35 protein-coding genes are annotated in these 25,555 nt (G+C 71.6%); 31 read left to right on the top strand and 4 right to left on the bottom strand.

Features of this window, described 5'->3' with window-relative positions; genetic code table 11:
* Nucleotides 1–1,209: 1,209 nt before the first annotated feature.
* The 3 genes from ACZ7L9_RS35000 to ACZ7L9_RS34990 all read right to left on the bottom strand — a co-directional run bounded on the left by ACZ7L9_RS35000 (nucleotide 1,210) and on the right by ACZ7L9_RS34990 (nucleotide 4,139).
* Nucleotides 1,210–2,439 carry an XRE family transcriptional regulator gene (locus ACZ7L9_RS35000; protein ID WP_471421566.1) on the bottom strand — a complete coding sequence of 410 codons (1,230 nt, stop codon included), beginning with the start codon at nucleotides 2,437–2,439 and terminating at the stop codon, nucleotides 1,210–1,212.
* A gap of 234 nt (nucleotides 2,440–2,673) precedes the next feature.
* Nucleotides 2,674–3,384: a P-loop nucleotide/nucleoside kinase family protein gene (locus ACZ7L9_RS34995; protein WP_471421565.1), complete on the bottom strand. Its 711-nt coding sequence runs from the start codon at nucleotides 3,382–3,384 to the stop codon at nucleotides 2,674–2,676.
* Entirely contained in the window at nucleotides 3,381–4,139 is a 759-nt protein-coding gene (locus ACZ7L9_RS34990; protein ID WP_352052251.1) for a GntR family transcriptional regulator, read from the bottom strand. Before ACZ7L9_RS34990 ends, ACZ7L9_RS34995 begins: the two co-directional genes overlap by 4 nt.
* Before the next feature lie 357 nt (nucleotides 4,140–4,496).
* On the opposite strand from ACZ7L9_RS34990, the gene ACZ7L9_RS34985 reads away from it, so the two are divergent.
* The 13 genes from ACZ7L9_RS34985 to ACZ7L9_RS34925 all read left to right on the top strand — a co-directional run bounded on the left by ACZ7L9_RS34985 (nucleotide 4,497) and on the right by ACZ7L9_RS34925 (nucleotide 15,945).
* Nucleotides 4,497–5,105: a hypothetical protein gene (locus ACZ7L9_RS34985; protein WP_471421564.1), complete on the top strand. Its 609-nt coding sequence runs from the start codon at nucleotides 4,497–4,499 to the stop codon at nucleotides 5,103–5,105.
* A 172-nt stretch (nucleotides 5,106–5,277) separates the two neighbouring features.
* The gene (locus ACZ7L9_RS34980) at nucleotides 5,278–5,442 is read left to right on the top strand and encodes a hypothetical protein (protein ID WP_471421563.1); all 165 of its coding nucleotides are present in this window, start codon (nucleotides 5,278–5,280) and stop codon (nucleotides 5,440–5,442) included.
* 268 nt (nucleotides 5,443–5,710) lie between these two features.
* On the top strand, nucleotides 5,711–6,007 hold the full coding sequence (locus ACZ7L9_RS34975; protein ID WP_352052255.1) for a WhiB family transcriptional regulator: 297 nt from the start codon (nucleotides 5,711–5,713) through the stop codon (nucleotides 6,005–6,007).
* Nucleotides 6,008–6,118: 111 nt separating this feature from the next.
* Nucleotides 6,119–6,475 (top strand): hypothetical protein, encoded by a 357-nt coding sequence (locus ACZ7L9_RS34970; RefSeq protein WP_471421562.1) that lies wholly within the window; start codon nucleotides 6,119–6,121, stop codon nucleotides 6,473–6,475.
* Between the two features lie 241 nt (nucleotides 6,476–6,716).
* A complete protein-coding gene (locus ACZ7L9_RS34965) occupies nucleotides 6,717–8,447 on the top strand; it encodes a DUF2637 domain-containing protein (RefSeq protein WP_471421561.1) in 1,731 nt (576 codons plus the stop codon).
* A 137-nt stretch (nucleotides 8,448–8,584) separates the two neighbouring features.
* Nucleotides 8,585–9,133 (top strand): hypothetical protein, encoded by a 549-nt coding sequence (locus ACZ7L9_RS34960; protein WP_471421560.1) that lies wholly within the window; start codon nucleotides 8,585–8,587, stop codon nucleotides 9,131–9,133.
* Nucleotides 9,130–9,333 carry a hypothetical protein gene (locus ACZ7L9_RS34955; protein WP_402118445.1) on the top strand — a complete coding sequence of 68 codons (204 nt, stop codon included), beginning with the start codon at nucleotides 9,130–9,132 and terminating at the stop codon, nucleotides 9,331–9,333. Before ACZ7L9_RS34960 ends, ACZ7L9_RS34955 begins: the two co-directional genes overlap by 4 nt.
* Before the next feature lie 123 nt (nucleotides 9,334–9,456).
* Nucleotides 9,457–12,057: a hypothetical protein gene (locus tag ACZ7L9_RS34950; RefSeq protein ID WP_471421559.1), complete on the top strand. Its 2,601-nt coding sequence runs from the start codon at nucleotides 9,457–9,459 to the stop codon at nucleotides 12,055–12,057.
* Nucleotides 12,058–12,071: 14 nt separating this feature from the next.
* Nucleotides 12,072–12,524 (top strand): conjugal transfer protein TraB, encoded by a 453-nt coding sequence (locus tag ACZ7L9_RS34945; protein WP_471421558.1) that lies wholly within the window; start codon nucleotides 12,072–12,074, stop codon nucleotides 12,522–12,524.
* An 85-nt stretch (nucleotides 12,525–12,609) separates the two neighbouring features.
* A complete protein-coding gene (locus tag ACZ7L9_RS34940; RefSeq protein WP_471421557.1) occupies nucleotides 12,610–14,895 on the top strand; it encodes a helix-turn-helix domain-containing protein in 2,286 nt (761 codons plus the stop codon).
* Between the two features lie 39 nt (nucleotides 14,896–14,934).
* On the top strand, nucleotides 14,935–15,123 hold the full coding sequence (locus tag ACZ7L9_RS34935; protein ID WP_362493700.1) for a hypothetical protein: 189 nt from the start codon (nucleotides 14,935–14,937) through the stop codon (nucleotides 15,121–15,123).
* A 44-nt stretch (nucleotides 15,124–15,167) separates the two neighbouring features.
* Nucleotides 15,168–15,362, top strand: a complete 195-nt coding sequence (locus ACZ7L9_RS34930; RefSeq protein WP_471421556.1) for a hypothetical protein — start codon at nucleotides 15,168–15,170, stop codon at nucleotides 15,360–15,362.
* Between the two features lie 85 nt (nucleotides 15,363–15,447).
* Entirely contained in the window at nucleotides 15,448–15,945 is a 498-nt protein-coding gene (locus ACZ7L9_RS34925; protein ID WP_352052263.1) for a hypothetical protein, read from the top strand.
* 79 nt (nucleotides 15,946–16,024) lie between these two features.
* Here the strand turns inward: ACZ7L9_RS34925 and ACZ7L9_RS34920 are convergent, their stop codons facing one another.
* A complete protein-coding gene (locus tag ACZ7L9_RS34920) occupies nucleotides 16,025–16,243 on the bottom strand; it encodes a hypothetical protein (protein WP_352052264.1) in 219 nt (72 codons plus the stop codon).
* Between the two features lie 90 nt (nucleotides 16,244–16,333).
* On the opposite strand from ACZ7L9_RS34920, the gene ACZ7L9_RS34915 reads away from it, so the two are divergent.
* From ACZ7L9_RS34915 to ACZ7L9_RS34830, 18 genes are all read left to right on the top strand, one after another.
* Nucleotides 16,334–17,116, top strand: a complete 783-nt coding sequence (locus ACZ7L9_RS34915) for a hypothetical protein (protein WP_471421555.1) — start codon at nucleotides 16,334–16,336, stop codon at nucleotides 17,114–17,116.
* 119 nt (nucleotides 17,117–17,235) lie between these two features.
* Nucleotides 17,236–17,451 carry a hypothetical protein gene (locus ACZ7L9_RS34910; protein ID WP_471421554.1) on the top strand — a complete coding sequence of 72 codons (216 nt, stop codon included), beginning with the start codon at nucleotides 17,236–17,238 and terminating at the stop codon, nucleotides 17,449–17,451.
* A gap of 186 nt (nucleotides 17,452–17,637) precedes the next feature.
* Nucleotides 17,638–18,099 (top strand): RRQRL motif-containing zinc-binding protein, encoded by a 462-nt coding sequence (locus ACZ7L9_RS34905; protein WP_471421553.1) that lies wholly within the window; start codon nucleotides 17,638–17,640, stop codon nucleotides 18,097–18,099.
* Between the two features lie 29 nt (nucleotides 18,100–18,128).
* Nucleotides 18,129–18,683 carry a hypothetical protein gene (locus ACZ7L9_RS34900; RefSeq protein ID WP_471421552.1) on the top strand — a complete coding sequence of 185 codons (555 nt, stop codon included), beginning with the start codon at nucleotides 18,129–18,131 and terminating at the stop codon, nucleotides 18,681–18,683.
* 134 nt (nucleotides 18,684–18,817) lie between these two features.
* Complete coding sequence (locus tag ACZ7L9_RS34895) at nucleotides 18,818–19,324, top strand: hypothetical protein (protein WP_471421551.1); 507 nt, start codon at nucleotides 18,818–18,820, stop codon at nucleotides 19,322–19,324.
* Entirely contained in the window at nucleotides 19,321–19,668 is a 348-nt protein-coding gene (locus ACZ7L9_RS34890; RefSeq protein ID WP_471421550.1) for a hypothetical protein, read from the top strand. The genes ACZ7L9_RS34895 and ACZ7L9_RS34890 overlap by 4 nt, the downstream gene beginning before the upstream one ends.
* 1 nt (nucleotide 19,669) lies before the next feature.
* The gene (locus ACZ7L9_RS34885; protein ID WP_471421549.1) at nucleotides 19,670–19,837 is read left to right on the top strand and encodes a pRL2-8; all 168 of its coding nucleotides are present in this window, start codon (nucleotides 19,670–19,672) and stop codon (nucleotides 19,835–19,837) included.
* A 16-nt stretch (nucleotides 19,838–19,853) separates the two neighbouring features.
* Nucleotides 19,854–20,813 (top strand): AAA family ATPase, encoded by a 960-nt coding sequence (locus ACZ7L9_RS34880; protein WP_471421548.1) that lies wholly within the window; start codon nucleotides 19,854–19,856, stop codon nucleotides 20,811–20,813.
* A gap of 94 nt (nucleotides 20,814–20,907) precedes the next feature.
* Nucleotides 20,908–21,213 (top strand): hypothetical protein, encoded by a 306-nt coding sequence (locus ACZ7L9_RS34875; RefSeq protein ID WP_471421547.1) that lies wholly within the window; start codon nucleotides 20,908–20,910, stop codon nucleotides 21,211–21,213.
* Between the two features lie 91 nt (nucleotides 21,214–21,304).
* On the top strand, nucleotides 21,305–21,982 hold the full coding sequence (locus tag ACZ7L9_RS34870) for a GGDEF domain-containing protein (protein ID WP_471421546.1): 678 nt from the start codon (nucleotides 21,305–21,307) through the stop codon (nucleotides 21,980–21,982).
* Nucleotides 21,979–22,419: an ASCH domain-containing protein gene (locus ACZ7L9_RS34865; RefSeq protein ID WP_471421545.1), complete on the top strand. Its 441-nt coding sequence runs from the start codon at nucleotides 21,979–21,981 to the stop codon at nucleotides 22,417–22,419. The genes ACZ7L9_RS34870 and ACZ7L9_RS34865 overlap by 4 nt, the downstream gene beginning before the upstream one ends.
* Complete coding sequence (locus tag ACZ7L9_RS34860) at nucleotides 22,416–22,700, top strand: hypothetical protein (RefSeq protein ID WP_471421544.1); 285 nt, start codon at nucleotides 22,416–22,418, stop codon at nucleotides 22,698–22,700. The genes ACZ7L9_RS34865 and ACZ7L9_RS34860 overlap by 4 nt, the downstream gene beginning before the upstream one ends.
* A gap of 23 nt (nucleotides 22,701–22,723) precedes the next feature.
* Complete coding sequence (locus ACZ7L9_RS34855; RefSeq protein WP_471421543.1) at nucleotides 22,724–22,930, top strand: hypothetical protein; 207 nt, start codon at nucleotides 22,724–22,726, stop codon at nucleotides 22,928–22,930.
* Nucleotides 22,930–23,415, top strand: coding sequence for a hypothetical protein (locus ACZ7L9_RS34850; RefSeq protein ID WP_471421542.1), 486 nt, complete (start codon nucleotides 22,930–22,932; stop codon nucleotides 23,413–23,415). Before ACZ7L9_RS34855 ends, ACZ7L9_RS34850 begins: the two co-directional genes overlap by 1 nt.
* Nucleotides 23,415–23,591 (top strand): hypothetical protein, encoded by a 177-nt coding sequence (locus tag ACZ7L9_RS34845; RefSeq protein ID WP_471421541.1) that lies wholly within the window; start codon nucleotides 23,415–23,417, stop codon nucleotides 23,589–23,591. Before ACZ7L9_RS34850 ends, ACZ7L9_RS34845 begins: the two co-directional genes overlap by 1 nt.
* An 88-nt stretch (nucleotides 23,592–23,679) precedes the next feature.
* Nucleotides 23,680–24,195 (top strand): hypothetical protein, encoded by a 516-nt coding sequence (locus ACZ7L9_RS34840; protein WP_471421540.1) that lies wholly within the window; start codon nucleotides 23,680–23,682, stop codon nucleotides 24,193–24,195.
* Entirely contained in the window at nucleotides 24,192–24,878 is a 687-nt protein-coding gene (locus ACZ7L9_RS34835; RefSeq protein WP_471421539.1) for a hypothetical protein, read from the top strand. The genes ACZ7L9_RS34840 and ACZ7L9_RS34835 overlap by 4 nt, the downstream gene beginning before the upstream one ends.
* Nucleotides 24,875–25,408 (top strand): hypothetical protein, encoded by a 534-nt coding sequence (locus ACZ7L9_RS34830; protein ID WP_471421538.1) that lies wholly within the window; start codon nucleotides 24,875–24,877, stop codon nucleotides 25,406–25,408. Before ACZ7L9_RS34835 ends, ACZ7L9_RS34830 begins: the two co-directional genes overlap by 4 nt.
* Nucleotides 25,409–25,555 lie beyond the last annotated feature (147 nt).

Here is a 25,555-nt window from a genome sequence, read left to right as displayed (position 1 = left end):
ACACCGCGAGGACCGAGGTCGTCTGTGTCTTCATGGGGATGGTGTACGCGTCAAAGCGGACACCCCCGCTCGGAGCCGCCGGAACTGCTGATTCGTGATCCACCTGCCGACCCTGCACCGGGAGCCCTGTGGACAGAGTCCGGCGAGCCCCGATCACCCTCACCCCTCCCGCAGGGCGGGCAACAATCTTGGAACCTGTCCCGCCACACGGGACGGCCCCCTCGAGGACGTCGCCGACGGAGTTGTGGATGACGTCCCGGACGGAGTGCATCAGCGCGACGGCCGACGCCACCTCCGCGCCTTCCGCGACCAAGCGGCCAGCTGATTCGGGGCCGACGGTGTGACAGTCGCGGGGTGTGATGTACGTCACAATCCCGTCAGAGGGGACACCACAACCTGCGGTAATCACCCCAGAGGGGGTACCGGCCTGGTCGTGGTCGACCTGACAAGACCTGCGGTGCTCATGCACTATGTCGATACCAGCCTTCATATGGATCAACGCGGACGGGCCCCTTGGTCGGGGCTCGACTCGATGGCTCGTGTGGTGGGTGGCAGTACGAAGGCCAGAGGCGGATCTCCTTTCGTCGGTGGACTTGGTGCTGGTGTTCCGAAAGCCCTTGGCCGGGCCTCGGAACGACCGCGAAGCCCCTTGGCCGGGGTCCGCGGGTTGTGCAGTGGCCCTGATGAGGGGCCGGATTGGAAATGAGCGGCTGATGAGCCGCGGCTCAGGATCGGGTGAGACCGGGACCTGAGCGGACCGCTCTGGAGTTCCAGGCGGTAGACGGGCCGCGCGAGGCCGAAGGGGATGGCGAGTCCACCTCTGTTGGCGCGCGCGGCCGATGGCCGGCTAGGTCATCCCAACCCCCAGAATCCGGTGGCTGGCGTCAGCATGCGCGGGCACGGCCCGGATGACGTGATCGCAGAAGATCAACGGCGTAGCGGCGCGTGTAGTTCCGCGCGTGCGGGTAGCCTTCATCCCGCGATCACCTCCATTCCAGGTGCGTCGCCAACGGAGCATTGCCCCGTTCGAGCCACCCCGTAGACCAGGCCCGGTCGCGGGGTGCTCGTCGTTTTGGATCACTGCTGGGCACAGCCTAACTGCACGACCCGACATATTTGCGGGGCGAATTCGTGCAGAGTCCGAGAGGCCCGGAATGCCGCAACCGCGACGCGGTACGTAATCAGAAAGTTGCCCGCCGAACGGGAAGTTCATTGGCCACCCCGCAGTTCGCGAAGGTGGGTGACGAACTCCTGCGCTTCGGAGGCGTGTCCGTAGTGCGTCTGGAGGGCCTGCCCAAGGTCGGCGGCCACCATGGCGAGCGACGGCAGCGACTTCCGCTCCCCGGTCAGGGCCCGCTCCCCGTAGGCGAGCGCGGTGTCCAGGTCCCCCTCGCGCGCGGCGACCACGCCGAGCGTGACCCGGGCCTCCGCAATCCGCATGGGTGACCGCTCGGTCCCGTCGAAATCCGTGCCCGCCCGGATGACTTCGTTGGCCAGCTGCTCCGCGAGGCGGTTCTCGCCGGACTTCCTGAGCGCGTCCATGCGGTAGAAGTCGTATTTCGCGGGGTCGACCACGAAATGATTCTCGATGTTCTCGGGGTACGGCAGAAGTTCGAGGATCTGGCGTCCCTTGTCGAGCGCGACTTCGGTCTGCGACCGGTCGCCCAACCGGGCCCACGCCTTGGCTTTCTGCGCGTACAGCTGCGCGGCGACGCTTTCCGTCGGCGCCACGGCGATGCCGGCCTCCGCGGCCGCGATGACGCCGCGGTAGTCGCCCCGGGTCAACGCGAACCACGCACGCATCTCATGCGCCCACCCCTGCACTCCCAGCTCCCCGGCTTCCTGACCGAGCATCAGCGCGGCCTGCCGGGTCGCCTCCGCATCGCGGGGCCGGCCGGAGTCGTACTCGACGCAACCCACCAGGAGCGACAGCCGCCCGGCGAGCGCGATGATCTCGCGGTGCTGCGCCAGGCTGACCCGCTGGTGCTGGAGGCCCACGACGCGGGCGAGCCACGCCTTACCCTCCAGAAGCAGCTGGTCAGCGGGCATGTATGCGTACTCGCAGCACAGCCGGTCCGCTGTGATCCGCAGGGCATCCAGCGTGGCGACGTCGACGTCGGACGCCCGCAGCCGCGCGATGATGTCCACGGTGTCCATGCCGCTGACCTGCAAGATTTCCGCACGCCCGTCACGACGGGACCGCTCGGGGAAGAAGGCGCCGGTCGTCGTCCCGAAGGTCTGCGCGATGGCCGACCTGTACTTCACCGGCTGGGCGTCGCCGGCCTCCCAGCGCTTCCACTGCCGGAGCAGGTCCTGCTCGCTCACGACCTGGTCCTCGGGGAGCCGGACCATCAGCGCGCGTACCGCGTCGGCCTGCGACCAGTCGCGCGCCGCACGCTCTTCAACCATCCGGCGTGCCCAGTCAGGACGCTCATCCATCGCCGTTCCCCTTCCCCGTACGGTCCGGCGGCGCAGCCTGCGCACCGCCGAAGTGATGCCCGCGGAGCGGAGGCTGGCCCTTCTGCGGCCGAGCATGGCACGGCGCCTTGATCGCGCGGAGGTGACAAGTGGCGGTGACATTCCAGATGTCACCAGCACTCGTCACTAGGCGCAGCGCCTGCCTTTGAGCACCGTCATGTAACGGAAGCGCTCCGTGAGGTGACTGGGAGGTACTCAATGGTGGCCGCCGTCGGGACGAGGCAGAGCACGGTTCACCGCCGCCAACGTGGCGCTCGGGTCTCCGTCGTAGACGATGTGCGGCTCATCCGCGGTGGGCGCCTCGAAGCGGTTCGCATGTCGAAGCAGGTCGTCCTCGCTGAACGAGATGCTGTTCGGGTCGACCAACGACTTCGCGTTGCGCTTTCGGATCCGGTCCCAGCGCACCTCGTGAGGTGCGGGCAGGTAGATCAGCACGGGCTCGCCGCCGGCTTCCATGACGGTCGCCGCCCACAAGGCACGCTCTTCCCGCGTCCAGAATCCGTGGTCGACCACGACCTCGTGTCCGGCCGCCAGGAGCTGCTGTACCTCCAGGCCGATGTCCTTGAGGACGGGCGCCTCCCGGACACGGAACTCCCCGCGGGGAAAGTCGCGACCGTAGTGTCCGTAGCGGCGGAACATCTCCTCATCTGGGCAGAGACGCCGGAAACCGGCCTCCTCCAAGGCGCGGGCGAGGGTCGTTTTGCCAGCACCCTGCAGGCCGGTCATGAGGATTGCGCGGGGCGCAGGCCCCGGCCGGCCGGACAGGGCTGCGGAGATGCGGCTGATCTCGAATCGTCCTTCCAGAGTCAGGGTGTCGGCGCGCTCAGCTCGAAGGAGCTCACCGAGGCGTGCCTCGAGGCAGTTGATGAGGGAGTCGTCCAGAAGGACGGTGTCGTTGGTGTTCACCGCAGCACCTCGGACGTGGTGCGCCGCGTGCGGCCAGGAGCACCCAGATCTACGCCGTACTCGAGGAGTTGGCCGTCGACGTCCAGGAACCTGGCGGTCAGCACCAGGATCGCCGCGACGGTTTCGGCATCCAGCTCCAGGAGCTCCAGGTCCTCCTTCGTGGCGATGCGAGCGGTTTCCTCGTCTATGCGCTGCTCGACCTGCCGACCGGTGGCGTCGGCGATGAGATCCAGCGACAGTCCGCCCTTGAGGCGCTCGCTGCGCGCGAGCTCCGGCAGCACCTGGGCGAACTCCGCCGGGATCCAGGACGTTGAGTGGGAGACGATCCCGTGAGCGTCCCGGTAGACGCGGCTCCGACGAATCACGTCGTCACCAGGGTCGATGCCGAGCACATGCGCGACGTCCTCGGGGGCCGGCACCATGCCAGCGGTGTGGCCGGAGGACTTCTCGCCCACGCCCCACGACGACTTCGTCTTGCTGCTGCGGTCATGACGTTCGGACCCCGAGGCGAGCGACACGGGACGGGCCATGACTTCGGTGCCGACGCCCGGGATGCCGTTGACCAGCTTCTCGTCTCGCAGCAGCTTCATGGCGCGGTCGGCCGTCGCAGTGCTGACGTTCCACTGGTCTGCCAGGGCCCGGATGCTGGGCAGCAGGTGGCCCGGCGCGAGCTCCCCGGAACCAATGAGGTCGCGGTAGTGACCCGCGATGCGCGCGTACGGCGGCCGGTTGTCGGCCCTCGGTTGCCCTGGCATGTCGCCTCCTTCTTTCTCGTCTAGGTGCCTCACTATACCGCTTGACACCTGAGGGTACCTGAGGCAACCTGATGTAGGTAAGACGGTGACCCTCACGGAACACCGAGTAGTCGAACCACCGCAGTAGTCGTCCGCCCCTCGGGGTGGCCGGAGTAGTCCTCCCCAGCTTGCTGGGAATCCGAGGGCGCGAGAGCACCATCGAACTCCTCCGGAGCCTGACGGCCGCGACAACTGCGTGCACGTCGCAGCGCTGTGCGCTGTCTGTCCTACGGGACGCCGGCCTCGTGCCGTGCGGCCTGGAGGGCAGAGAGCACATTCGCGACGCGTTCCCTGCCACTCCGTCCATGAGGAGTCCGGATGTCTACTTCGACCCTTGAGCGCACCGCCCGCACCCGCCGGAGCCGGACCCGCTCCACCACCGTTAGCGCCCGCCCCGCGCTGGCCCTCTCCACCCTCAAGCCTCACCAGTACGACCTGCGCCCCGCCTGCGCCTCGCTGGTCTGCCCCGACTGCGGCACGTGGGTGCCGATCACCGGCCTCGGAAACAAGACGACCAAGGTCGTGCCGCACGACACCGGCCTTGCGAACAAGGACGCCGCCGTCCGATGCCGCCTGGGCAGCAACCGTCTGGTCACGGTCGACGTCACGGTGAAGAAGTGGCAGGAGCGCCTGGAGGACGGTCACGCGGAGACCGGACACCGCCGCAAGACCACCGTGCTGCGCAAGCCGAAGGTCGCCATCGCCCCGGCTGTCAGCCAGATCGCCGCGCAGAAGCAGGCACCGGCGGATGACGAGCACGGTGACGGCCGCCCGATGTGGCTGCTGCGCGAGATGAAGTGGGCGTCGACCGAGTCCGCCGTCCGCGACGCCGACACCCGCCGCGCGCAGCTGCCCGACGGTGACGCGCCGCTCGGTGCGCCGCGGGTGCCGCTCAAGAAGCTGACCCCCGGACGCCGCGCGAGCTGACCCGCTCCGGACGAACGACCAAGGCCCCGGCCACCCCCTCGCAGGGGTGGCCGGGGCCTTGGCTGCTCGTACAAGCAGTCAGCTCCCCAATTGGGGAGTGATCGCGACAGCCCTTGGGATTGCGGCCCGGGAGCTGTCCAGGACCTGACTGGAGGACCTGATGCAGCACAGCATGACACGCACCACGGCGCAGCCGCGGGCCGGAGTCATCGACGACATCGAGCGCGAGGACGACTCCAAGGGCTACGAGCCCGAGGACGCCGCCCGCGTCGACGTCGTCCTGGCGCTCCTGCCCAACCTGACCCCGGTGCAGGCCGGTTGGGAGGTGGCGGCGTGATCACCAGCCTCACCGACGCCGAACGCGAGGCGCTCTCGCAGAAGAACCGGGAGCAGAACCAGCGCTCGGAAGCCAACCGCCGATGACAGGCCAGCCCAACCAGCAGCGCTGACCCCGGCCCTGCCCGTCGTCCCCGTGCCTTCCCGGCCGGGGCCGGCGGAGAGCGCCGGGAGCTCCCCCGCTCCGGCCGTACGGCCGCCGACACAGAACAGCCCCAGGGTGGCCGCCCCGGGGCTATCTCCTGCACTGGACCTTCTGGGAGGCCCTGATGAACCGCTCCATCGTACGCACCCCGTACTACGGCGCCGTCTCCACCGACGCGCCCGCCACGCGGCCCCGCCCGGCCTGTGCCGACGAGGACCCCGAGCTGTTCTTCCCGATCGGCGACACCGGTCCGGCCCTGCTCCAGGTCGAGGAGGCCAAGGCTGTCTGCCGTCGCTGCCCGCTGATGGAGAGCTGCCTCCAGGGCGCCCTGGAGCGGGGCGAGACCGCCGGTGTGTGGGGCGGGCTGTCCGAGCCCGAGCGCCGCCGCATGAAGCGCCGGGCCACCCGCCGCGCTGCCTGATCCGTTCTGACGGTTGCCTGATCCGCTCGCACCGACCGCTGCACCACGGCGGCCGGGACGGGCGGTGACGGGGAGCCGGACAGCCCGGACCGACAGTCGAGGGAGGCCCCCATGGCCACGACGATGACGCTCCAGCCCGGCACGGAAGCCGCCGCCAGGGCCGCCGCGTTCGCGATCTTCGGCAGCGACATCCCGCCGATCGACCCGGAGGACTACAGCGGCAGTTGGCGCACCACCCTCCACGTCATCGCGGAGGAGTGGGTGGGCGAGGGTCGTGTCGAGCGGCACGCCGCCCGCACCGCGACCGCGATCAACGACCTGCTGAACACCGAGAAGCTGTTCGGCGTGGGATCGCCCGAGGCGCTCGCTGGCGGCACCGCGCTCAAGCCGCTGATCGACAAGTGCCGGATCTACGGCATCACCACCGACGACCTCCGGCGCCACGGCGCGCAGCTCCCTACGAGCTGACTTCGCGCCCGCCCGGCGGGAGCCGTTCCCAGTTTCGAGACCGCCCCGCAGCACTTCGCGAGTACGGCCGCCCGCCCCCCGGGCCGCCGGTCCTTTTCGTGCGTGCGGAGCGGGTAGAGCCGGTGTCCGGTTCGCAAGCAACCATCCGCACCAAGAGCCGCTTCGGGAACGCCTCACCGCGTTTCGGGAGCAGCCCCCGCCGTTTCGCGTACGCCCTGAACGACCCCCTCCGGAGGCCCCCATGACCATCACCGACTGGCCGCGTACCGCGGCTGAACCCGACTCCGACTCGGCTTCACCGGCCGCCGTTTCGGGAACGTCCACGCCGGTTTCGCAGACACCCGGCACCGTTTCGGACGCGGCTGAGTTCGTTTCGGAGACGGAAAGCGGAACCGGAACGAAGCACTCCCCGGGCCCACTGACCGGAACCCAGAAGTGGGCGGCCGGTGCGATCGTGGCCGCCGCGCTCGTGCTCGCGGGCATCGGCCTGTACCTGTCCTTCGAGCACGTCGCGGTCTTCGCGTTCGAGCAGCTCCGCTTCGAGTCGCTCGGCAAGGGCCAGCTGTTCGCGGTCGGCGTCGACGTCGGCATCATGGTCATGATCGCCGTCGACCTCCTGATGGCCTGGCTCAAGCGGCCCATCAGCTGGATTCGCTACCCGGTGTGGCTGCTGACCAGCGCGACCGTCGTCCTCAACGCCGCCTCCGGCGCCCCGGAAGGGGCCTGGAAGCTGCTGGACTACGTCGCCGCCGGCGCCCACGGCGTCGTCCCGATCCTCTTCATCACGGTGGTGGAGCTCGGGCGTACCGCGATCGACCGCATCGTCCGGCCCGACCAGGCCGAACGCGACTCGATCCCGTGGCTGCGGTGGGTGCTCGCCCCCGTCGCGACGGCCCGGATCTTCCGCCGGATGCGGCTGTGGGGCGTCACCTCCTACCCGGAGATGATCCGCCGCGACCAAGAGCTCATCGCCTACGAGCAGTGGCTCAAGCGCAAGTACGAGGGCGGCGACATCTCCAAGGCCAGCGAGGATGAGCTGCTGCCGATGAAGATGGCCCCGTACGGCTACACCGTCGCCCAGGCCCTGGCCATGCCCGATGAGCAGGAACAGGCAGCTCAGGAGCGTGAGGAGGAAGCCGAGCGGCGGCGCCTGGACGCGGAGACCCGCAGCGAGGTCGCCAAGTCCAAGGCCGAGTCCGAGCGCCTGCGTGCCAAGGGCGAGGTCGAGACGGTCCGTGCCGAGATCGACGGCCAGACCGGCCAGGCCCGCGCTCACGCTCGTGCCCAGGTCAGCGCCGCAGAGCGGGCCGCTGAGCTGGAGGAGCAGGCCCTCGACAACGCGGTGATCGCCGAAGCCCGCACCCGCGAGGCGGAGGCGGCCCGCAAAGAGGCCCAGGAGCGCGAGGCAGAGGCGGAAGCGGACCTGCGCGCAGCCGAGCTGGAGCGCCAGGCAGCCGAGAAGCGGAAGCTCGCGGCGGAGGCCGACAGGGTCGCCGCGGCTGAGGCCCAGGCGGTCGAGACCCGGACCATCGCCGAAGCCCGCAAGGCCGCTGCCGAAGCCGATCGGGTCGCTGCCGAAACGGAGCGGGCTGCTGCCGAAACGCGGCGCGCCACTGCCGAAGCCAACCGCAAGAAGGCTGAGGAGGACCGCCGCCAGGCGGACGCTCTCGCCGACATCGCGCGCTCCCAGAAGGAGGCCGCCGAAGTCGAGCGGGCTGCTGCCGAAACGCGCCGGGCCGCTGCCGAAATCGAGCGGCGCGCGGTCGAAGCCGAGGACGTCGCGAAGCTCAAGCCGCGCGAGCGGGCGGTCCGCAGGGTCGCCCGGATGATCCTCGCGGTCGGCGGCGACGCCGACCGGCTTCCCCTGGCCGACATCCAGCACGAGCTGGCGGTCACCTCCCCCGGCACCGCCTCCGAGTACCGCCAGGAGGCAGCCGAGCTGCTCGCCGGCGGATACCGCCCGGAGCAGTGACCTGCACGAACCGCAGTTTCGACGGTTCCACCGGCCCCCGAGACGAAGTCAGCGCCTCGGGAGCGCGGTGAAGGCGCCGAAACGCCACCACAAAGCCTCCCAGATCGCCCCCGCCCCGAGAAGGAGATCCCCACCTCATGGATATCAACGCACTGTTCACGGATGAGGGCCTCCGGGCCTTCACCGCCACCGTCCGCGACCAGCACGTTCGCGACGCCCAGCAGTACGGGCAGATCGCCGACATCGTGCGCCGGCGCCTGGAGCAGACGCCCATCGAGGGCGACCGCTGGATGGCCAAGAAGATCCGCGCCTGGAAGGTGTCGCGGCAGCTCAGGGCCATGCAGAAGGCGTCCGGCGAGGCCGCGAGCAAGGCGGAGGCCCTGTACGCGACCTACGTCAACGAGGTCCTGGAGCTCCCGCAGCGCAGGGCGGTCGCGGAGGCCAAGAAGCTGGAGCGCAAGAACGGCCGCCAGGCCGCCGTCGGCGCGGCCGTCGCGAGCTCGCTGAACAAGACGGTGACCGCGCTCAACACCCCCCAGGAGCAGGTCCCGGGCGCGGTCCCGCAGGCGAGGCCGGCGGAGTTCGTGGCCCCGGACAACCCCTGGAACCAGTGGCCGATGGCGGCCGGTGGTGAGCGGCCGACCAGCACGATCAACGACTACTTCCCGAAGGGAGAGCAGGGGTGACGACGCCTCGGCAGACGCAAAACCGCGCGAAGCACTGGAACGCGCGGATCGCGGAGGCGCAGAGCGACCAGGAGCGGGCCGGGGTCTGGTACGACGCGTGCCGGACCCTGGCACGCCAGGCCGAACGCGACGGGAAGCCCAACGTGTGGCCCGCGCTCACCAAGGCGCTGCACGACTTCTACAAGAACAACGGAGGGTGACGAAGTTCTTCTTCATCACCGCCTCTTCCTCGCCGCCCGGAGCACCCCAAGGCGCGCGCGTGGCGTGCGCGCGCGAGGGTGCCCCAGGCGGTGACCGTCTGTCAACTCCGAGAGGGAGACGTCATGGCCGACGACGACGGCCCGAACAACCTGATCCACTTCCCCCGCGTGGGCTACACGGCCTCTGCTGAACCCCCCGCGGAACCCCCTGCTTCGGCCCCGGCCGACGTGCCGTTCGCCGCCCCCGCAGACGCCTCCCCGGCCACGCCCGAAGCGTTTGCACCCGCGACGCGAACCGACCCGATGGGCGTCATCGCGACCCTTCCCGAGCCCGGTCTCGGCACCCCGTTCACCGCTGCCACGGACCCCGCCGCGACCCCCGCGACGGCACCCGCGACGGGGGGCGGGATGGTCCCGGCGACCTTCCGCTCGGAGGGGGCGCAGCCCGCCGCGCCGCGCCTGGGATCGCTGTCCCTGGCCGCGATCCTCGCGGTCTCCCTGGCGGCCATGCGCGGCATCCACCACGCCGTCGCGACGGGCCGGGCCAACCGGGAGCAGCGCGAAGCGGTCGCGAAGACCGCAAGCACCGCCAAGGACGGCTCCTCCGGGGGCAGTTCGAAGAAGCAGGTGCAGCCCAGCCACGAGTACGGCCGCAAGACCCTCCAGCGCGGTCCTGGCGGCCCGGGAGGCCGCTCCGGCGGCTCCGGTCCGGGCAGGTCCGGACGTGGCGGCAGCGGCTCGTACAGCGGCTCGGGAGGCCGGGGGCGCGGCGGGTCGACGACCCGCTCGCCCAGCGGTTCCGGCGGCGGCTCCCGGGGCGGGCGCGGCGGCGGTGGCTCCGGTCCCGGCCGCTCCAACTCCGGCTCCGGCGGCGGCAAGGGCGGCTCCGGAGTCACCCCGCTGCGCCGCACCTCGCAGGGCGGCGGCGTGAACCTCAAGAAGAACCGCGGCCCCGGCTCCTCCGGGTCCGGCGGCTCCGGGGGTTCGGGCGGCGGCAAGGGACCGGGCAGCGGCGGCGGTGGTGGTGGCGGGCGCAAGCGCTCCCCCAACGGCGGCGGCGGGTCCGGCTCCGGTGGCGGCTCCACCACGAACCGCAAGCGCGGTCCCGGCAGCGGGACCGGGGCCGGCGGTTCGTCCGGCGGTCCGGGCAAGAAGCGCGGACCGGGCTCCGGGACGGGCACCGGCAAGACGACCGGCCCCACCACCAAGGGCACGGGGACGGGCAGGAAGACGACGCCCGGAACCACCAGCTCGAAGGGCACAGGCAAGGGCACGGGCACCGGCCCCAAGAGCGGCACGAAGAAGTCGCCGCGCGGTACGACCGGCCCGTCCGGGATCCTGCGCAAGAAGCCCGGCACCACCACCTCTGGCACCGGCCCCAAGACGAAGCCGAAGGGGAAGGGCAGCAGCGGCGCGGGCACCACGGCGCCCGGCAGCAAGCGCGGCGGCGGGAAGAAGGGCAAGACCCGCACCGGCAAGGGCGGGACCGGCCCGGCCTCGGTGCCCAAGACGCCGGGCGGGAAGTCCCGCAAGGGCAAGAAGATCACGCTCACGCCCGGCATCGCGCACGGCACGTTCGCGGCGACCGACAAGTACGGCTGCCGCTGCCGCAAGTGCCGGCGCTTCCAGAAGGAGTACAGCCGCAAGGTCCTGGGGGCGATGAAGTCCGCAGCGCGGGGCCGGACCACCTTCGGCGAGGCGGTGAACGAGACGCTTGAGAAGCGGCTCAAGCGCCGCCGCAAGAAGATGGGCCCGCCCATCGTCACGAAGGTCAAGGTCAGGAAGCCGAAGAAGAAGACCGGCCTGAAGACCAAGACCCCCAAGCCCGGCAGCACCACACCCGCCGGGCCCGCCACGAAGGCACCGGCCGGCCCGGCCGCGGCCGCGCCGACCCGCCGCACGCCCTGGTCCACGGCCAAGGCGCGGGCCCGCAAGCGCGCCCGGATGCGCACCACCACGGTCCCCGGGCCTCGCCCGGCGCCGACGACCGGCCCGACCACGCCGCCCCCGACACCGGGCCCGGCTGGCCCTCCGGCAGCTGCACCGGCACCTGCCGCTGCGGTCGCCGGAGTCACCGCCGCCCCGGCCCCGCCGGGCGGCGGCACGGTGCCGGGCACCGGCGCGCCGCGCCTGTCGCCGTTCGAGGCGATGGGCATGGCGACGGCGGTGTCCGCTCCGGCTGATCCGATCACGGTTGAGCGGGCCGACTCCTTGGGGTCCGGCCCGTCGACGTCCGGCGCGAGCACTCCCGCCGCCGGAACCCCGAGCACGAAGGAGAACAGCGTGAGTGACGCCTGGCTGACGAAGTGGGGCAGCGGCAGCGTCGCGGACATGGACGCGCAGCACGAGACCGAGGTCACCCTCGACGACACGCTCGACGTCCTCGAGGAGCTCACCGCGCAGAGCTTCACGGCGCACGAGACCTGCAACAAGCTCTCCACCAAGGCGCGGGAGATCCGGTACGAGCTGGACGAACTCGCCGCCGACCTGCGCTCCACGCACAACGTCATCGGCCGCCTGACCGGCGCTGCGATGGCGAAGCTCGCGGAGTCCATGGAGCTCCTGGCCCGCAAGGCCGACGAGATGGCCACCAAGTCCCTGACGGCGGCGGAACTCTCCGAGAGCGCGGAGAACGCCATGTTCGACGCCTACCGGCCCCTCGTGCAGGCCACCGAAGACGCCGGCCTGCTCGTACCCGCCGCCCGCGTCCACAACGAGAACTGAGAGGAGATCAGCACGTGAGCGACAACCTCCCCGCCATCCCGGGCATGAACAACGGCGTCGCCAGCAGCACCGGCGGCGGCGCCAGCAACGGCAATGGCTTCCTCGCCCTCGCGGGCCGGACCGCCAAGCTCGCCGCCTCCGCCCTCTTCCTCAAGGAGGGCATGCACCTGCTCCGCTCCCACATGCAGGCCAACGCGAATGCGGCCATGCGCCTGTCGGAGATGTGCGGCCAGGCCGAAGTCGAGCCCCGCTTCACCTCGATGATCGAGGACACCTCCACCGCCCTCACCGGCGTCGCGGAGGCGTCCGGCGAGATGGTCAACGCCGCCGACGCCGTCGACACCGACGCCCGCGGCTTCAACGGCGCGCACGAGCGGGAGTACCGCCCCGGCTACGAAGCTTCCAACGGCTCCGGAGTCCGCCAGGCCAAGCCCGGGTTCTACCGGCGCTCCGGCCGCCGCCGCTGACCCACCCCACCCCCGCAGCAGCAGGGGCCGCACCCGACAGCCGGGCGCGGCCCCGGCTGCGCCCTGCCCCGATACGGAGGCTGTGTTGAGCACCATCGACCAGGCGGCCCCGGCCGTCGACACCACCAAGAGCGTCCCGGGCCACGTCATCTACCGACGCGTCCTGGCCGAACGCACCTCCTACGCCCTCGCGGCGGCCGGGATGGCCGTCGGACCGCAGCTGGACGACAGCGCCTGGTCCTACCTCGCCTCCGGCGGGATCGGACTGGGCACCCTGGCCTGGCTGTACGCGAAGACGAAGGACCCCGACCAGGGCCTGGGCATGCTGACCCGGGCGCAGCGGGCGATTCCGTTCCTGACGGCCGCCGGCACCTACGTGGCGAACCTGATCACCCCCGGCTTCAACTGGTGGGAGGTCGTCGCCCCGGCCGCGTGGGCGGGCCTGATGGGCTGGATGGCGCCGCTCACCCGCAGCGCCGGCCTGGTCCTGGAGCTCAGCGAGCAGCAGGCGCAGGCCGACCCCACCCGGGAGCTGACGTACACCGAGTTCCTCGCCGCGAAGTGGCAGCAGGCCACGGGCGAGGGCACCCGCCTGGTGTCCATCACCCCGTACCGCGCCGACCGGCCCGACTTCGAGGCCGTCGTCGTCGCCCAGGCCGGGAAGGCGGTGCCCACTTTCACCGAGGTGCAGCTGGCCGCCGCGTTCGACTTCCCGGTCGGCACCGTGAAGATGCGCCCGGTGCAGGGCTCCGGGCCCGGCCGGATGCGGCTGGTCGCCCGCCCCACCTCCGAGGACGTCGAAGCCGTCGCCGAAGGCATCCGGGGACTGTGGGAGACCGCGGTCTGCGCCCCGGGCAAGGCTGCCCCCGGTGTCGAGCTGCTCGACTACCGGGCGGAGCCGCACCGCATCGTGCTGCTGGTCGCCTCGCCTCCGGGCAAGGAGATCCACCTTCCGCACACGGCGATCTGCTCCGCCTTCGGCATCGACGACCCCTCACGGCTGGTTATCGAGACCGACGGCATCCGCCAGGGCGTCGTCTCCATCTACAAGACGAACCCGCTGATGAAGGTCCGCAAGGCCACCGTCGAAGACCTGACGATGGACTCCAAGGGCCGCGTCACCATCGGCGTCTGCCACGACGGCAAGCCCGCCCGCATGCGGCTGTGGGACCCGAGCCAGGGCGCACTGCGCGGCATCACCGCCGGCGTCACCGGCGCGGGCAAATCCGTACTGCAGAACCTGATCCTCGCCGCGGAGAAGCGCTCCGGCGTCGTCTCCTGGGTCGGCGACGTCCAGGGCGGCATGTCGCTGCCCGAGGCGGAGGGCAGGGTCGACTGGTTCGCCAAGGGCCCGGTGGAGACGCTCCTGATGCTCACGGCCGCGCACGCGGTCATGAAGTACCGCGAGCGGATCTCCAACGAGATGGGCCGCGGCGACTTCGCCCTCGGGCGGCCGTGGCCGCTCATCAACATCACGCTGGACGAGATCAACCGGCTGCTGTCCCACCCGGACGAGGCAATGCGGAAGGCCACCGCCTACCTCATCGCCGACATCCAGAAGACCGGCCGCAAGGTCGGCATCGGCATCCGGCTCGCCGTGCAGTCCCTGCACCTCAAGGACCTCGGTGACGACGACGCGATCCGCCAGCAGGGCAAGGTCGGCGCCCTGTTCCTCATGCGCACCGCCTCCTCCTCCACCAAGGAGATGGGCCTGGACGGCATCGCCCCGGCCGGTTTCCAGATGGAGAACATCCCCGCCCGGATCTACGAGAACGGGCAGATCGAGGCGCTGTTCTCCGGCGCGGACGACGAGGACGGCGAGTCGACGGCGGGCATGGCGTACATGTTCCTCGACGGCCGGGCGAAGTTCATGAGGACGTTCTTCGCGGAGAAGGTCGACGGCGTCTACCCCGACCTGATCGCCCTGTACGGCGACGAACCCGCCAACGGGCTCACCGAGGGCGAAGCCAAGGCCGCGCAGGCCGGGGCCGCGATCTACGGCGTGCGGTACACCAACCCGTACGCCGACTGCGACACCCTCGCCCAGGCGTTCGCCGGCACCGACGACAGCACCCCGGCGGCCGGCACCCCGGCCCCGGACGGCGACAGCGACGGCGAGGAAACCGCGGCGCCGTTCTCTGGCCCGTTCGGCGACATCCCGTTCGGCCTCGCCAACGACCCCGGCGAGGAGCCCGGCCTCCAGGACCAGATCCTCGACCTGCTCGCCGACGGACCCATGAGTCTCAAGGACCTGCGCGAGGCGCTGCCCAGCTTCCAGCCCTCCAGCGTCAGCAACGCCTGCTCCCAGCTCAAGGCGAAGGGCCTGGCCAAGACCGTCAAGCGCGGCGTCTGGCAGCGCGCCGACAGCTGACCCGTCCCCACCACCACTCACCGAAGGAAACCGATACCCGTGGCCCTGTCGATCTCCCTGGTCGTCCTGCTCGGCATCATCGTCTTCGTCCTCGTGCGCACCGGCTACCAGCGGATCATGCCGGGCATCGCGGTCTGCCTGTTCGGCTTCTTCCTCGCCAGCACCGGCATCGCCCCCACGATCAACAGCGCCGTCTCCTCCCTCACCGGATGGATCAGCAGCTTCTGACCAGCCCCGCCCGACCCCGCTGAAACGAGAAGGAGAACACGACGATGAACCGCCCCCTGGTGCTCCTGGTCGACGACGCCGCCGACGTCCTGGCGGCCAGCCCCGAAGCCCGCGCGCTCGTCACCGAGCTGCTGCGCACCGGCCGCCGCAACGGCCTGGTGGTCCGCTCCGAGGACCGCCGGCCGCTGACGCAGTACCCGACGGCCGCCGCGCTCAAGGACGCCGCCAACCAGCAGTAGCCCCGCCCGCTCCCCCACCCCCTGCGCCCTCCCCGCCGATCCGGCGGGGAGGGCGCCCCGCGTCTGCCCCGAAACGGAGATCACCGTGGACTTCGACCACATCACCCGCCCGCTCACCGACGCCGAAGCCAAGGCCGAAGCCGAGCGGATCATCACGCGGTCCTTCCAGACCGAGACGACCCCCGTGCGGCAGTTCCCGACGTCGTTCCGCGACCACTCCGAGGTCCCGGCGTACGGCGACACCCCGCCCGTCCATCAGGACGACAAGCGGATCGTGCCCGCGTGGGCGGCCGGGATCGCGGTGGCCTCCATCGGCGTCGGCGCAGGGATCACCGGCATCGGCTGCGGGGCCTGGCTCGTACTCCAGGGCCTGGCCTCCGTCACGCTCTACGGCGTCCTCATGGTCACCCTGCCGTTCGCGGGCGTCGCCATGGTCGCCACCGCGATCGGCGGCGCGATCAACAAGGCCCGCAGTGCCGTCACGAACAACGTGTACGAGGCGCCCGTCGTGCAGAACACGCAGATCAACAACACCAGCAATCAGCGCGGGATGTTCTCCCGCACCCGCAACGACGTCCGCTGACCCGGGCGCCCTGCCTCGTATCCGACGCGCGCCCGCAGGCCGGGCTTCGGGTGCGGGACAGGCCGTCCGGCCTCGCGGGTCAGTCGTAGTCGATCCAGATCCGGCCGTCGCCGTCGACCTCGGCACCCCGGATCTGTCCATCGACGATCGCCCCGTTGATCGTCACCTCGACGTCGTAGTCCACGTCGATCCACAGCACGCCGTCGTCGTCGGTGTACGCGGGCCAGATCGTCCCGTCCGTGTCTACGACCTCTTCGAAGACGACTTCCTCCGGCTCATCGCGGGTGAACCACCCCATCGCAGCCGCCTCCCCTCTCCGGTCCTGTCGCACACAGCTTGTCCCACTCGCACGCTCCGTGAACACCTCATCGACACCTTGGAGTTGACCGTGCAGTCCAACGACAACAACCCCGGCCAGAACCGCCAGGAGCTCACCTACCTCCCCGTGCCGTTCCCGAAAGCGCCGCCGAAGCCCCCGCGGTTCGCCGCGCTGCGCGAGCAGCTGCGCGAGGGGTGGAACCGGGCCTGGGACGTCGACGGCGTCCTCTACGAGATGTGGCAGGACATCCTCAGCGCCCCCGAGAACGGGCCGCGGCACATGGCTCCCTGGATCCGGGCCGTGCTGATGGTCGCCGGGGTGTCCTTCGTCGTGCTGATGGCCAAGGCCGCCGGCGAAGTCGTCCTCCAGGCCCTGCACCAGCTGCTCACGGCCGTGCCCAAGGTGCAGGTCGGCGTCGACACCTCCAGCGGGGTCGCCGCCGTCGTCGACCAGCCGGTGCGCACGTACATTGCGCAGCACTCCGCCGGCCTCGCCGTCGAAGGCTCCACCGTCTACACGCTGTGGCTGCTCACCGGCATCACCGGCCTGGTCCTCGGCTACCTCTCCCGGAACAACGGCGTGCGCGCGATGTGGACGGCGTGGGGCGCGGCCACCGTGTTCATGGTCTGGACGACCACTCCGGAAGCCGGACGCACCGTCGCGGCCGGGCTCGCCGTCCTCGCCTGGACGTTCCTGTCCGCGTTCGCCATGCGCGGCCTGACCCTGCGCCGCCGCGTCGTCGCCGGGCGCCCCGCGAAGGTCACGGTCAAGCCCGAGATCCACGTCCCCGTCCAGCCCCCGGCCCCCGCCGCCGAACAGCACCCGCACACCGGCTGCCCCTTCCGGGACTGACCCCGGTCGCTCCGCCTGGTCCTCGCCCCTCCCCCGCAGCCGCGGGCCGGGGCGAGGGCCGGACAGGCCGACCGGCCTCACGCACCACCACCCCCTGTCCCCGAACGAATGGAGAGCATGTGGCCGTCATAGGCGTGCTGACGGAGCCGACCCCGCCCACCTGGTGGCGGGCGAACCGGCACAAGGTCTACGGCGTGCTCGGGCTGCTGATCGGCTACCTGATCGGCACCCACCTGCACGGTGGCCCCGACCCGCAGCCCCAGCACCCGCGCCCGAGCCACACCACGCCGGCCCCGACGACGCCCGGCGCGCACCGCACGCACACGCCCGCCTGATCCGTCACCCGCCGCGCCCCCGCCGACACCGCTGTCGGCGGGGGCGCGGCGCTGTGCACCGACCCTGGAGGAACCGAACGTGCTCATCCCCCGCCCGCGCCGCCGAATCGGACGGCCCCGCCCGCAGCGCCCCGGCCCCCGCTACCCGCACCGCCCCCACCAGCTCCCCGGCGCCTGGAGCCGGTGATGCCCCGCCCCCGGAAGAAGCGCCGCCGCGAGATCAAGCGCGTGCCGCGCAGCACCGCGACGCTGGAGGAGTTCGACCGGCGCGCTTGTCCTGAGGGCCTGGTCACCCGGCGGCAGTTACGCGAACTCGGACTGAGCCCCGGCGGACACGGACCGGTCGCGGTGCTGCGCTGCAAGGGCTGCTCGTACCGGCCCGACCAGGCGTGCATCCATCCCACCAGGGCCTGGCTCTACAGCGTGGCGCTCGCCCGCCCGAAGCGCACGTCGACGCTGGCGCAGGAAGAGGCGCTGGACCGGGCAATGGCCGCGAGGTCCACGTGCCCGGAGTGCGGGCGCCGGTACTACTTCTGCCTCCCGCTGCGCACCCAGGGCTGCTGCGACCCCTGCGCCCGCGGCTACGAGCCCAGCCCCGACACCTACCTCGCCTCCACGGCCCCGGTGACCCACCGGCTGGCCGCCTGATCAACGACCCTCCCGAAGGAGAAGTCACGATGCTCAGCAGCCTCTTCACCCGCCGCTCCGACGTGCAGGACCCGGCCCTGTGGACGCCGCCGGGAACCACCGTCGTCCAGCGCTACCGCAACACCCTCGGACCGCTGGAGGGCGCGATCGTCCTCGTCTACACCTCCGCCAGCGATCGCAGCTCCTCCTACGCCGCCGCGTGCCTCGGCTGCACCTACCGCGCGGCCCGCAACGACCGCCGCGTCCGGCTGACGGAGTCGGAGGCCGCAGACCTCGCCAACGCGCACGCCGCCCACTGCCGCGCCATCAACCGAGGCGTCCCGGCGATCCCCGACGACAAGGACGCCGCGCAGATCGTGCGCAGCCGCCTGCAGAGCAAGCGCCCGCACGGCACCACCTCACCGCACCCCGTGCACCTGACCGACTTCCTCGAGGACCGCGTCGACCTCCAGCGCGACGACGACTTCATCAAGCAGGCGATGTTCGAGCTCGTACGGACCGAGGGCCACTTCCTCCAGGCCGCGCCCGCATACAGCGGCACCGGCACCCGGTTCCTGGTGCAGCCGCACCCGCCCCGGAAGTGACCGCCACCCGCACAGACCACCGCCCCGGCCGAATCGGCCGGGGCGACAGCGCATCCACGGGGCGACCGCAGCATCGGCAAGAGGCCGGCCGCCCCGTTCCCCTTCACCCATGTCGAGATCAGGAGAACTCCAGCATGCATCGTCCCGCCGCCTTCGCCGCCCTGCTCGGACTGACCCGCGCCGCCAGCGCGATCGGTGACTTCTGGGTCCAGAACGATTTCTGCGCCCGCGTGAAGGGCGCCTCCGACGACGCCCCGGTCACCTACGAGGACCCGGCCACCAAGGAGAAGACCACCCACGGCAGCGCCGACGGCCGCAAGGCGTGCCTGCACCACTGCCTCACCTACACGGCCACGCAGGCGATCATCACCGGACTCGGGGCCCGCGCGCTGGGCATCCGGGTCCACCCCGGAGCCGCCGCGGCCGCGCTCGCCCTGTCGTTCGGCACGCACTACATCGCGGACCGCCGGGTGCCCGGCCACGGGCTCCTGGAGAAGCTCGCCGACAAGACCGGCAAGACCAACTTCTACAAGCTGGCCGACTTCGGCATGAACGGCGCCTTCCACCTCGACAACTCCTGGCACCACGGCTGGGAGACCGTCGCCGCGCTCATCGCCACGACCAAGGCCACCACCCGGTGACCGCCCGGACCCGTACGCGGCTGGAACGCGTCCGCGCCTCGGTCGGCATCGCCTCGCTGGCGCTCCAGCAGATCGAGGACGACCTGAGCGCCGACGACGTCGACCAGGAGGAGCTCGCCGCGATCCTGCGCGAGCTCATCGAGGACACCGACCCGCCCGGCGGCTTCATCGCGGCCCTGGCGCAGCTGCTCACCGTCGCCGCGCGCCGTGCCGAGCAGATCGAGCCGGACCGCGACGGCGACGCCTCCTGCCCGCTACACGAGGCCGCCGCCCTCCTCACCGACAACGCCGGGCAGCGCCTCATCTGGGCCGCCCGCGCCCTCCACCCGCAGGGAGACCGCTGAGATGGCGAGCGCGAAGGCGACGAACCCGCCCAAGGGGCAGTGCACGCAGTGCTGGTTCCACGCGTACGCCAGCCGCGAGGCCCACGCCGGGCTCGGTCCGCGCGAGGACTGCCCGCAGTGCGTGGACCACATGAAGAACGGCCACCCCGACCACATGATCGTCCGCTGACACAAGGAGAATCCGCATGTCCGAGCTGTGCTGCTGGCAGATGCCCGAGAACGGGCTGGTCGTCCTCATCGGCCCCTCCGGAGCCGGGAAGACCACCATCGCGAACACCTGGCCCGCATCCCAGGTCCTGTCCCTGGACGCGCTGCGCGAGGTCGTCAGCGACGACGCGGGCGACCAGGACGCAACCGGCGACGCGGTTGCTGCCCTGCACCTGCTCCTGGAGGCGAGGATGCGCCGTCGGCTCTTCACGGTCATCGACGCCACCAACGTCACCCGCGCTTCCAGGGAGCCGCTGATCGCCGCCGCCAAGCGGCACGGCATGCTCCCCATCGCGCTCATGGTCGCCACGCCCGGCACGGTGTGCGTGGACCGGCAGAGCGCGCGGCCGGCCAACCGCCGCGTGCCGGAAGAGGTCGTCATCCGGCAGCGCCAGGACATGGTCGACTCGCAGCGCCGGGGCCTCAAGTCGGAAGGCTTCATCGAGGTCGCCTACTCCGAGTCCCTCTACCAGCTGCTGCCTTTCCTGGAGCGGCTCAGCGAGAGGCGGCAGGCCGACCTCGGGCTGGACGACGGCGACGGCCTCGGTGGTCTGCTGCTCCCCCGCCGGGTGTTCGGCCCGGAGATCCTGCCGCTGTGGCGGTGGAAGGACGGCTCGAACATCGCCGACGGCGACCGCGTCGCGGAGATCCGCCTCGGGCAGATGTACCTGACCCTCGCCCTGCGCACCGACGTGGACGGTGAGGGCGACATCGGGTTCGACGTCGCCGTGCCCTGCCCGCACGACGACGAATGCACCGGCCGCGCCTGGGTGCCCGCCTACAGCGTCACCTGCCTGTTCCGCGCCCTGAACGGCGACCTGGACGACGACGAGGACATCGTCTGCACCGTCCACGGCCCGAACGACGGCGACGACCAGGACGACGACGTCGACGGCGCTGACTTCGAAGAGCAGGACCTCGAAGCGATCCGCAGCTGACGGACCTCCGTGCTGCCCCGACCCGGGCCCACCGCCGGGGCCGGGGCGGTCGCGGTGGTCCCTCACACCGCGATCACGAGAGGAGATGGACGTCATGACCCAGCCCCCGTACTTCGAGGTCGACGTCCCTATACGGAGCACCGAGACGCCCGGCCTGAAAGGCGTGCACGTCTTCACTGGCTGGGCGGACAGCCGCAGCGCCGCCGTGAAGGCCGCGCACGAGGTCTACGACGCGGCGCGCGCCGCTGCGGAGGCCGGACACGAGATTCCCCACGGAGGTTCGGGCGGCTGGTCGGCCTGCGGATACCGGCCCGGCTGGGAGCTCGACTGGCCCGCCGCGACGGCCGGCCCCTGGAACGACCCCTACAGCTGGCTCAACTCCAGCCCCTTCGAGATGTAGCTCTGCCCCGGGACAGCCGCTCTGCTTGACCGGCTTCGACGGCTGCCCCGGGCCCACCCAACCCGTACGAGACGAGAGGGAGATCCTCAGTATGGACTCCGTCCTGCACACGACGGGCCGGTTCGGCCCGCGCACCCTCCTGATCACCGCCGCCGCCGTGCCGCTGACCGGCTGGGCCGTCCACGCGACCGTTCTGATCAAGCAGAGTGCCCGCAAGGACAAGGACCCCCTGACGGGTCTGCTGCGCCGCGACACCTACACCGCCCGCGCCCGCCGGATCCTCGCCCGCCACGGCGACGACACGGTGCTGGTCATGGTCGACGCCGACCACTTCAAGCAGATCAACGACACGATGGGCCACCCGGCCGGGGACGCCGTCCTCGCGGCGTTCGGTGCCCGGCTCACCGCGTGGGCGGGCCCGCGCGCGTCCGTCGGCCGCCTCGGTGGTGATGAGTTCGCCGTGGTCCTGGCGCTCCCCGCCGGCCGCCGTACGCAGCGTCTGGAGCAGCTGGTCCGGATGCTGCACACGCCGGTCACCCTGGACGACGGCCGCACCGTCGACGTCGCCGCCTCGGTCGGCGCCGCGGCCCCGGCCTCGGTCGGCTCGCGCGACCTGACCGTTCTGCAGAGGGCCGCCGACGCCGCTCTCTACGACGGCAAGCACTCCGGCCGCGCGGTCCTCGCGACGGCGCAGCACCGCACGGTGCCGTCCATCAACGGCCGCCGGGCCGGACGGCCGGGTACGGCTGTGTGGGGGCGGGCCGCATGAGCACCGTGCCCCTGCCCGAGGGCGACTGGATCCGCGGCATCAGCATCCGGCAGCCGTACGCGGCCTGCATCCTCGCCGGGGACAAGACGGTGGAGAACCGCCCCGTCCGGTGGCGGACCGGCTGGGTGCTGCTGCACACGAGCCAGACCATCGACCGGCCCGCCCTGCGCGTCCCGCTGATCGGCCGCACGATCCGCGACCGCCAGCTGGTCACCGGCGCGGTCGTCGGCGTCGCCCGGGTCACCGACTGCCACCAGGACCTCGAGGGAGCGCCGCTCTGCTCGGAGTGGGCGCACCCGGGCGCCTGGCACCTCGTGCTCGCCGACGTCCAGGAGCTCCCCCTGCCCGTCCCCGCGCGCGGACAGGTCGTGCCGTGGAAGCCGACGCCGGACCTGCTGGAGCGCGTCTTCCAGCAGCTGCCCGGCTTCCGGCCGTGACCAGCGCCCGAGCCAAGAAGAAGCCGCCGTTCGAGCCGGGCCTGGTCCCGGCTCCCGGCGCGCTCCTCGAATGGCGCGACAGCCAGCACTACGACCGCTGGCAGGACCGCCCCTGCGTGCTGTGCGAGAAGCCCACGCCGATGCGCTCCCACTCCGGGGAGCCCGTCCACAAAGCGTGCGCTGAGGACTGGATCGCCGCGAACCCCGTTGAAGCCCGACGCGAGGGCCGGTTCGCCTCCGACACCCAGCCCAAGAGCACCAAGCGCGCCACCCACGCCTGAACCCCTCCCCCTCGGAGGCCCCCATGAGCAGCACCGACCGCGACGTCGACCACGCGCTCGCCTACCCCGAACCGCCGGCCTCTCCGCTGTGGCACCGCCACGGCGCCGCGAAGGCCCGGCCCCTCACCCCCGCGCAGCAGAAGCGCAACTGCGAGCTCCTGGTGCTCGCGCAGCGCACCCCCCGACCCCGCTCCCCTCGCCCCACCGAGACCCTGGCGGAGGCCAGCTGATGGACACCAAGCACTGCGCCCTCGACGGATGGATCGACGCGATCCCCGTCCCCGGCCGCCGCTCGGACACGGCCACCTTCGACCTGATCGTCCGGCCCGCCGACATCGACACCCTCGCCGACGACGCGCCCGACACGATCGTCTCCTGCACCAGCGGCGACCCCCGGATCACCCACGCCCTGCTCACCGGCGTACAGCCCGGCGACCTGCTGCGCGTCACCGGCACTCTGGTCCCGCCGCGGACGCCCGGCGAGGACGCCCACCTCACCGTCGACGCCCTAGAGGTCCTGGACACCGCGCTCATCCCGGTCCTGAGCGACATGGCCCTCGATCGGTACGCCAACTACGTCGTCGTCTTCGACGGAGAGCGCGACCAGGTCCCCGTCTTCACCACGAGCGGCCGGTGGGTCGGCCTGGCCGACAACCCCGACGCCATCGCCACCCTCATTGACACCGACCAGCGCGTGAACGGCGGTGACGCCTGATGGCCACCGCCGCGCCCGCCCGCACCGTTCTGGAGCGCTTCCCCGCCGGAGGCCCCCGCGGCTCCTGGCCGGCCGAAGAGTTCGCCGCCGCCCAACGCGCCCAGGGCACCGAGGCCCACGTCGTGATGGACCTCGGCAGCGACCAGTTCCTCGTGGTCACCCCCATCCCCCAGTAGCCCCACCCCCGAGCGCCGCGCCCGCCTTTCCCGGCCGGGCGCGGCGCTCCCCGTTCTCGCACTCCGTCAGCCCACCGAGAGGACCCGCGTGTTACCCACCCTCATCACCGCAGCGCTCGCCATCGTCGCCACCTTGCTGGGCGCCATCGTGAGCGGCCGTTTCCAGGAGCGTGCCGCCGAACGGCAGATGCGCGCCGCCCACGGCGAGGCGATCCGCCGCGACCGCTTGGAGGCCGTCACCGCACTCGCCTGCGCCGCCTCCGACCACCGCACCGCGATGTGGAGGCGCGGCGACGCCGTCCTCAAGCAGGCCGGCCCCGACCGGATCGAGGCCCTGCGCGGCGAGAGCCACATGACCCGCAGCGCGGTCACCCGCCCGCTGGTCGCGCTGCGCATCCTCATCGAGGACCAGGCGGTGCGCGCCGCCGCCGACCGCATGATCACGCTCACCTACGCGATCCGGGACGCGTACGCCACCACCGAGGACCTGATCGCTGCCCGCGAGGCCGCGAAGGTCGCCCACGACGACTTCGTCAACGCCGCCGCCCACTACCTGCGCCCGGCGAGCACCCACCCCTCCTTCGAGCAGGAGCCCACCCGATGATCCGTCGCTTCCGCCGCTGCGGGACCGCCCCCGGCGCCCTCTCCCCCGAGGACCAGGCCGTCGTCGACCAGTTCCGCGCGATGCTCGCCGCCGTACGCAACCCGCAGACCTGGACGCCCGGTGGCTCCCAGGACATCGCCGTACGGGTCGGCCCCTTCGTGGAACGCGCGCACACCCGGCCCGGCGACGACCACGGCCCCGAGATGATCGCCGTGGCCCTGGTCCACCCCGACACCCCGCACGCCGCGGCCTACCTCCACGGCCGCCAGCTCGGCTACACCGAACGCGGCTGGCTCCGCTGCGAGACCAGCGCGATCCTCGGTATCTGGCAGCCCGGCTACGCGATGCTCACCCACGCCGCCGCGAACCTCCCCCTGCCCGACGACGTCGGCATGGAGCTCGCGCACTACGCCCTCTACATCGAGGCCCGCCGACGCGACGACAGCCTCGACGGCTACACCCTGCTGCGCCTCGGGCCGTACACACAGACCCGGCACGCCCAGCAGGACTACGGCCGGCTCACCGCCGCTCTGGAGGGCAGGGAGACCACTGCGGTGCCCGGCTTCCGCGTCTCCGCGCGGTACGCGCCGTTCGACGTCAGCGACCACCAGCTGTTCGTCGACCCGTACGAGGCCGACGCCGTCGCGCTCCTGGACGCCGCCGTCGCGGGGGTGAGCGCATGACCGCCCCGGCCTTGTACGAGATCGAGACCAGCGAGGGTGACGACGGCACCGTGCACCCCGCCGAACAGCTCTGGACGCCCTGTGTCGACGGCGCGGCCGACCACGGGTTCATCGCCCACCAGGGCCTGTTCGTCGCCGGGATCGAGGGCGAGGCCGACGATGCCCTTTACCCGGTCGGCTTCCTGGTCCTTGGGCATCAGCGGTGGGCCGACGTCATCGAGGCCGCCGCCGCGTACATGGCCCGGACCCACGGCTGGCGGAACCTGCACCTCTACCCCGGCGACGACCCGGCGGTCCTCATCCCTCGCATCCCGCGCGCCGTCCACACCCACGGCGCCTTCTTACGGCACCCGCACCCCGAACACGGCTGCGGATGCGAGTGGGACGACACCTGGCGCATGGTCTGGGCACCCAGCACTGAGCCCGGCGCCATCCCGATCACCGCCCTGCGACACCCCGCCGCCCCGGCGACCGCCGCCGGCCTCCCCAACCCCGACGAAGACGGTGCGCCCGCGACCTGGGCGACCTGACCGACTGCTCCACCCGAAGCCCTGCCTCTGGCCCCGTGCCGGAGGCAGGGCTTTTTTCGTTTCTGGAGTCAGAGCCGTCAACTCCGCGCCGTCCGGCACTCGATGGATCATGAGCCCGGAAATGGACTCCCCAAATGGGGAGCGATG

The organism is Streptomyces sp. NPDC111516 (genome assembly GCF_055635345.1).
This window is presented reverse-complemented; position numbering and strand designations above follow the sequence as displayed.

Excerpts from the sequence above, each read along its gene's own strand:
- ACZ7L9_RS35000 (WP_471421566.1), bottom strand. The coding sequence starts at position 2,439 with ATGGATGAGCGTCCTGACTGGGCACGCCGGATGGTTGAAGAGCGTGCG.
- ACZ7L9_RS34990 (WP_352052251.1), bottom strand. The coding sequence starts at position 4,139 with ATGCCAGGGCAACCGAGGGCCGACAACCGGCCGCCGTACGCGCGCATC.
- ACZ7L9_RS34985 (WP_471421564.1), top strand. The coding sequence starts at position 4,497 with ATGTCTACTTCGACCCTTGAGCGCACCGCCCGCACCCGCCGGAGCCGG.
- ACZ7L9_RS34980 (WP_471421563.1), top strand. The coding sequence starts at position 5,278 with ATGACACGCACCACGGCGCAGCCGCGGGCCGGAGTCATCGACGACATC.
- ACZ7L9_RS34975 (WP_352052255.1), top strand. The coding sequence starts at position 5,711 with ATGAACCGCTCCATCGTACGCACCCCGTACTACGGCGCCGTCTCCACC.
- ACZ7L9_RS34970 (WP_471421562.1), top strand. The coding sequence starts at position 6,119 with ATGGCCACGACGATGACGCTCCAGCCCGGCACGGAAGCCGCCGCCAGG.
- ACZ7L9_RS34965 (WP_471421561.1), top strand. The coding sequence starts at position 6,717 with ATGACCATCACCGACTGGCCGCGTACCGCGGCTGAACCCGACTCCGAC.
- ACZ7L9_RS34960 (WP_471421560.1), top strand. The coding sequence starts at position 8,585 with ATGGATATCAACGCACTGTTCACGGATGAGGGCCTCCGGGCCTTCACC.
- ACZ7L9_RS34950 (WP_471421559.1), top strand. The coding sequence starts at position 9,457 with ATGGCCGACGACGACGGCCCGAACAACCTGATCCACTTCCCCCGCGTG.
- ACZ7L9_RS34930 (WP_471421556.1), top strand. The coding sequence starts at position 15,168 with ATGAACCGCCCCCTGGTGCTCCTGGTCGACGACGCCGCCGACGTCCTG.
- ACZ7L9_RS34920 (WP_352052264.1), bottom strand. The coding sequence starts at position 16,243 with ATGGGGTGGTTCACCCGCGATGAGCCGGAGGAAGTCGTCTTCGAAGAG.
- ACZ7L9_RS34905 (WP_471421553.1), top strand. The coding sequence starts at position 17,638 with ATGCCCCGCCCCCGGAAGAAGCGCCGCCGCGAGATCAAGCGCGTGCCG.
- ACZ7L9_RS34900 (WP_471421552.1), top strand. The coding sequence starts at position 18,129 with ATGCTCAGCAGCCTCTTCACCCGCCGCTCCGACGTGCAGGACCCGGCC.
- ACZ7L9_RS34895 (WP_471421551.1), top strand. The coding sequence starts at position 18,818 with ATGCATCGTCCCGCCGCCTTCGCCGCCCTGCTCGGACTGACCCGCGCC.
- ACZ7L9_RS34885 (WP_471421549.1), top strand. The coding sequence starts at position 19,670 with ATGGCGAGCGCGAAGGCGACGAACCCGCCCAAGGGGCAGTGCACGCAG.
- ACZ7L9_RS34880 (WP_471421548.1), top strand. The coding sequence starts at position 19,854 with ATGTCCGAGCTGTGCTGCTGGCAGATGCCCGAGAACGGGCTGGTCGTC.
- ACZ7L9_RS34875 (WP_471421547.1), top strand. The coding sequence starts at position 20,908 with ATGACCCAGCCCCCGTACTTCGAGGTCGACGTCCCTATACGGAGCACC.
- ACZ7L9_RS34870 (WP_471421546.1), top strand. The coding sequence starts at position 21,305 with ATGGACTCCGTCCTGCACACGACGGGCCGGTTCGGCCCGCGCACCCTC.
- ACZ7L9_RS34865 (WP_471421545.1), top strand. The coding sequence starts at position 21,979 with ATGAGCACCGTGCCCCTGCCCGAGGGCGACTGGATCCGCGGCATCAGC.
- ACZ7L9_RS34855 (WP_471421543.1), top strand. The coding sequence starts at position 22,724 with ATGAGCAGCACCGACCGCGACGTCGACCACGCGCTCGCCTACCCCGAA.
- ACZ7L9_RS34850 (WP_471421542.1), top strand. The coding sequence starts at position 22,930 with ATGGACACCAAGCACTGCGCCCTCGACGGATGGATCGACGCGATCCCC.
- ACZ7L9_RS34845 (WP_471421541.1), top strand. The coding sequence starts at position 23,415 with ATGGCCACCGCCGCGCCCGCCCGCACCGTTCTGGAGCGCTTCCCCGCC.
- ACZ7L9_RS34835 (WP_471421539.1), top strand. The coding sequence starts at position 24,192 with ATGATCCGTCGCTTCCGCCGCTGCGGGACCGCCCCCGGCGCCCTCTCC.
- ACZ7L9_RS34830 (WP_471421538.1), top strand. The coding sequence starts at position 24,875 with ATGACCGCCCCGGCCTTGTACGAGATCGAGACCAGCGAGGGTGACGAC.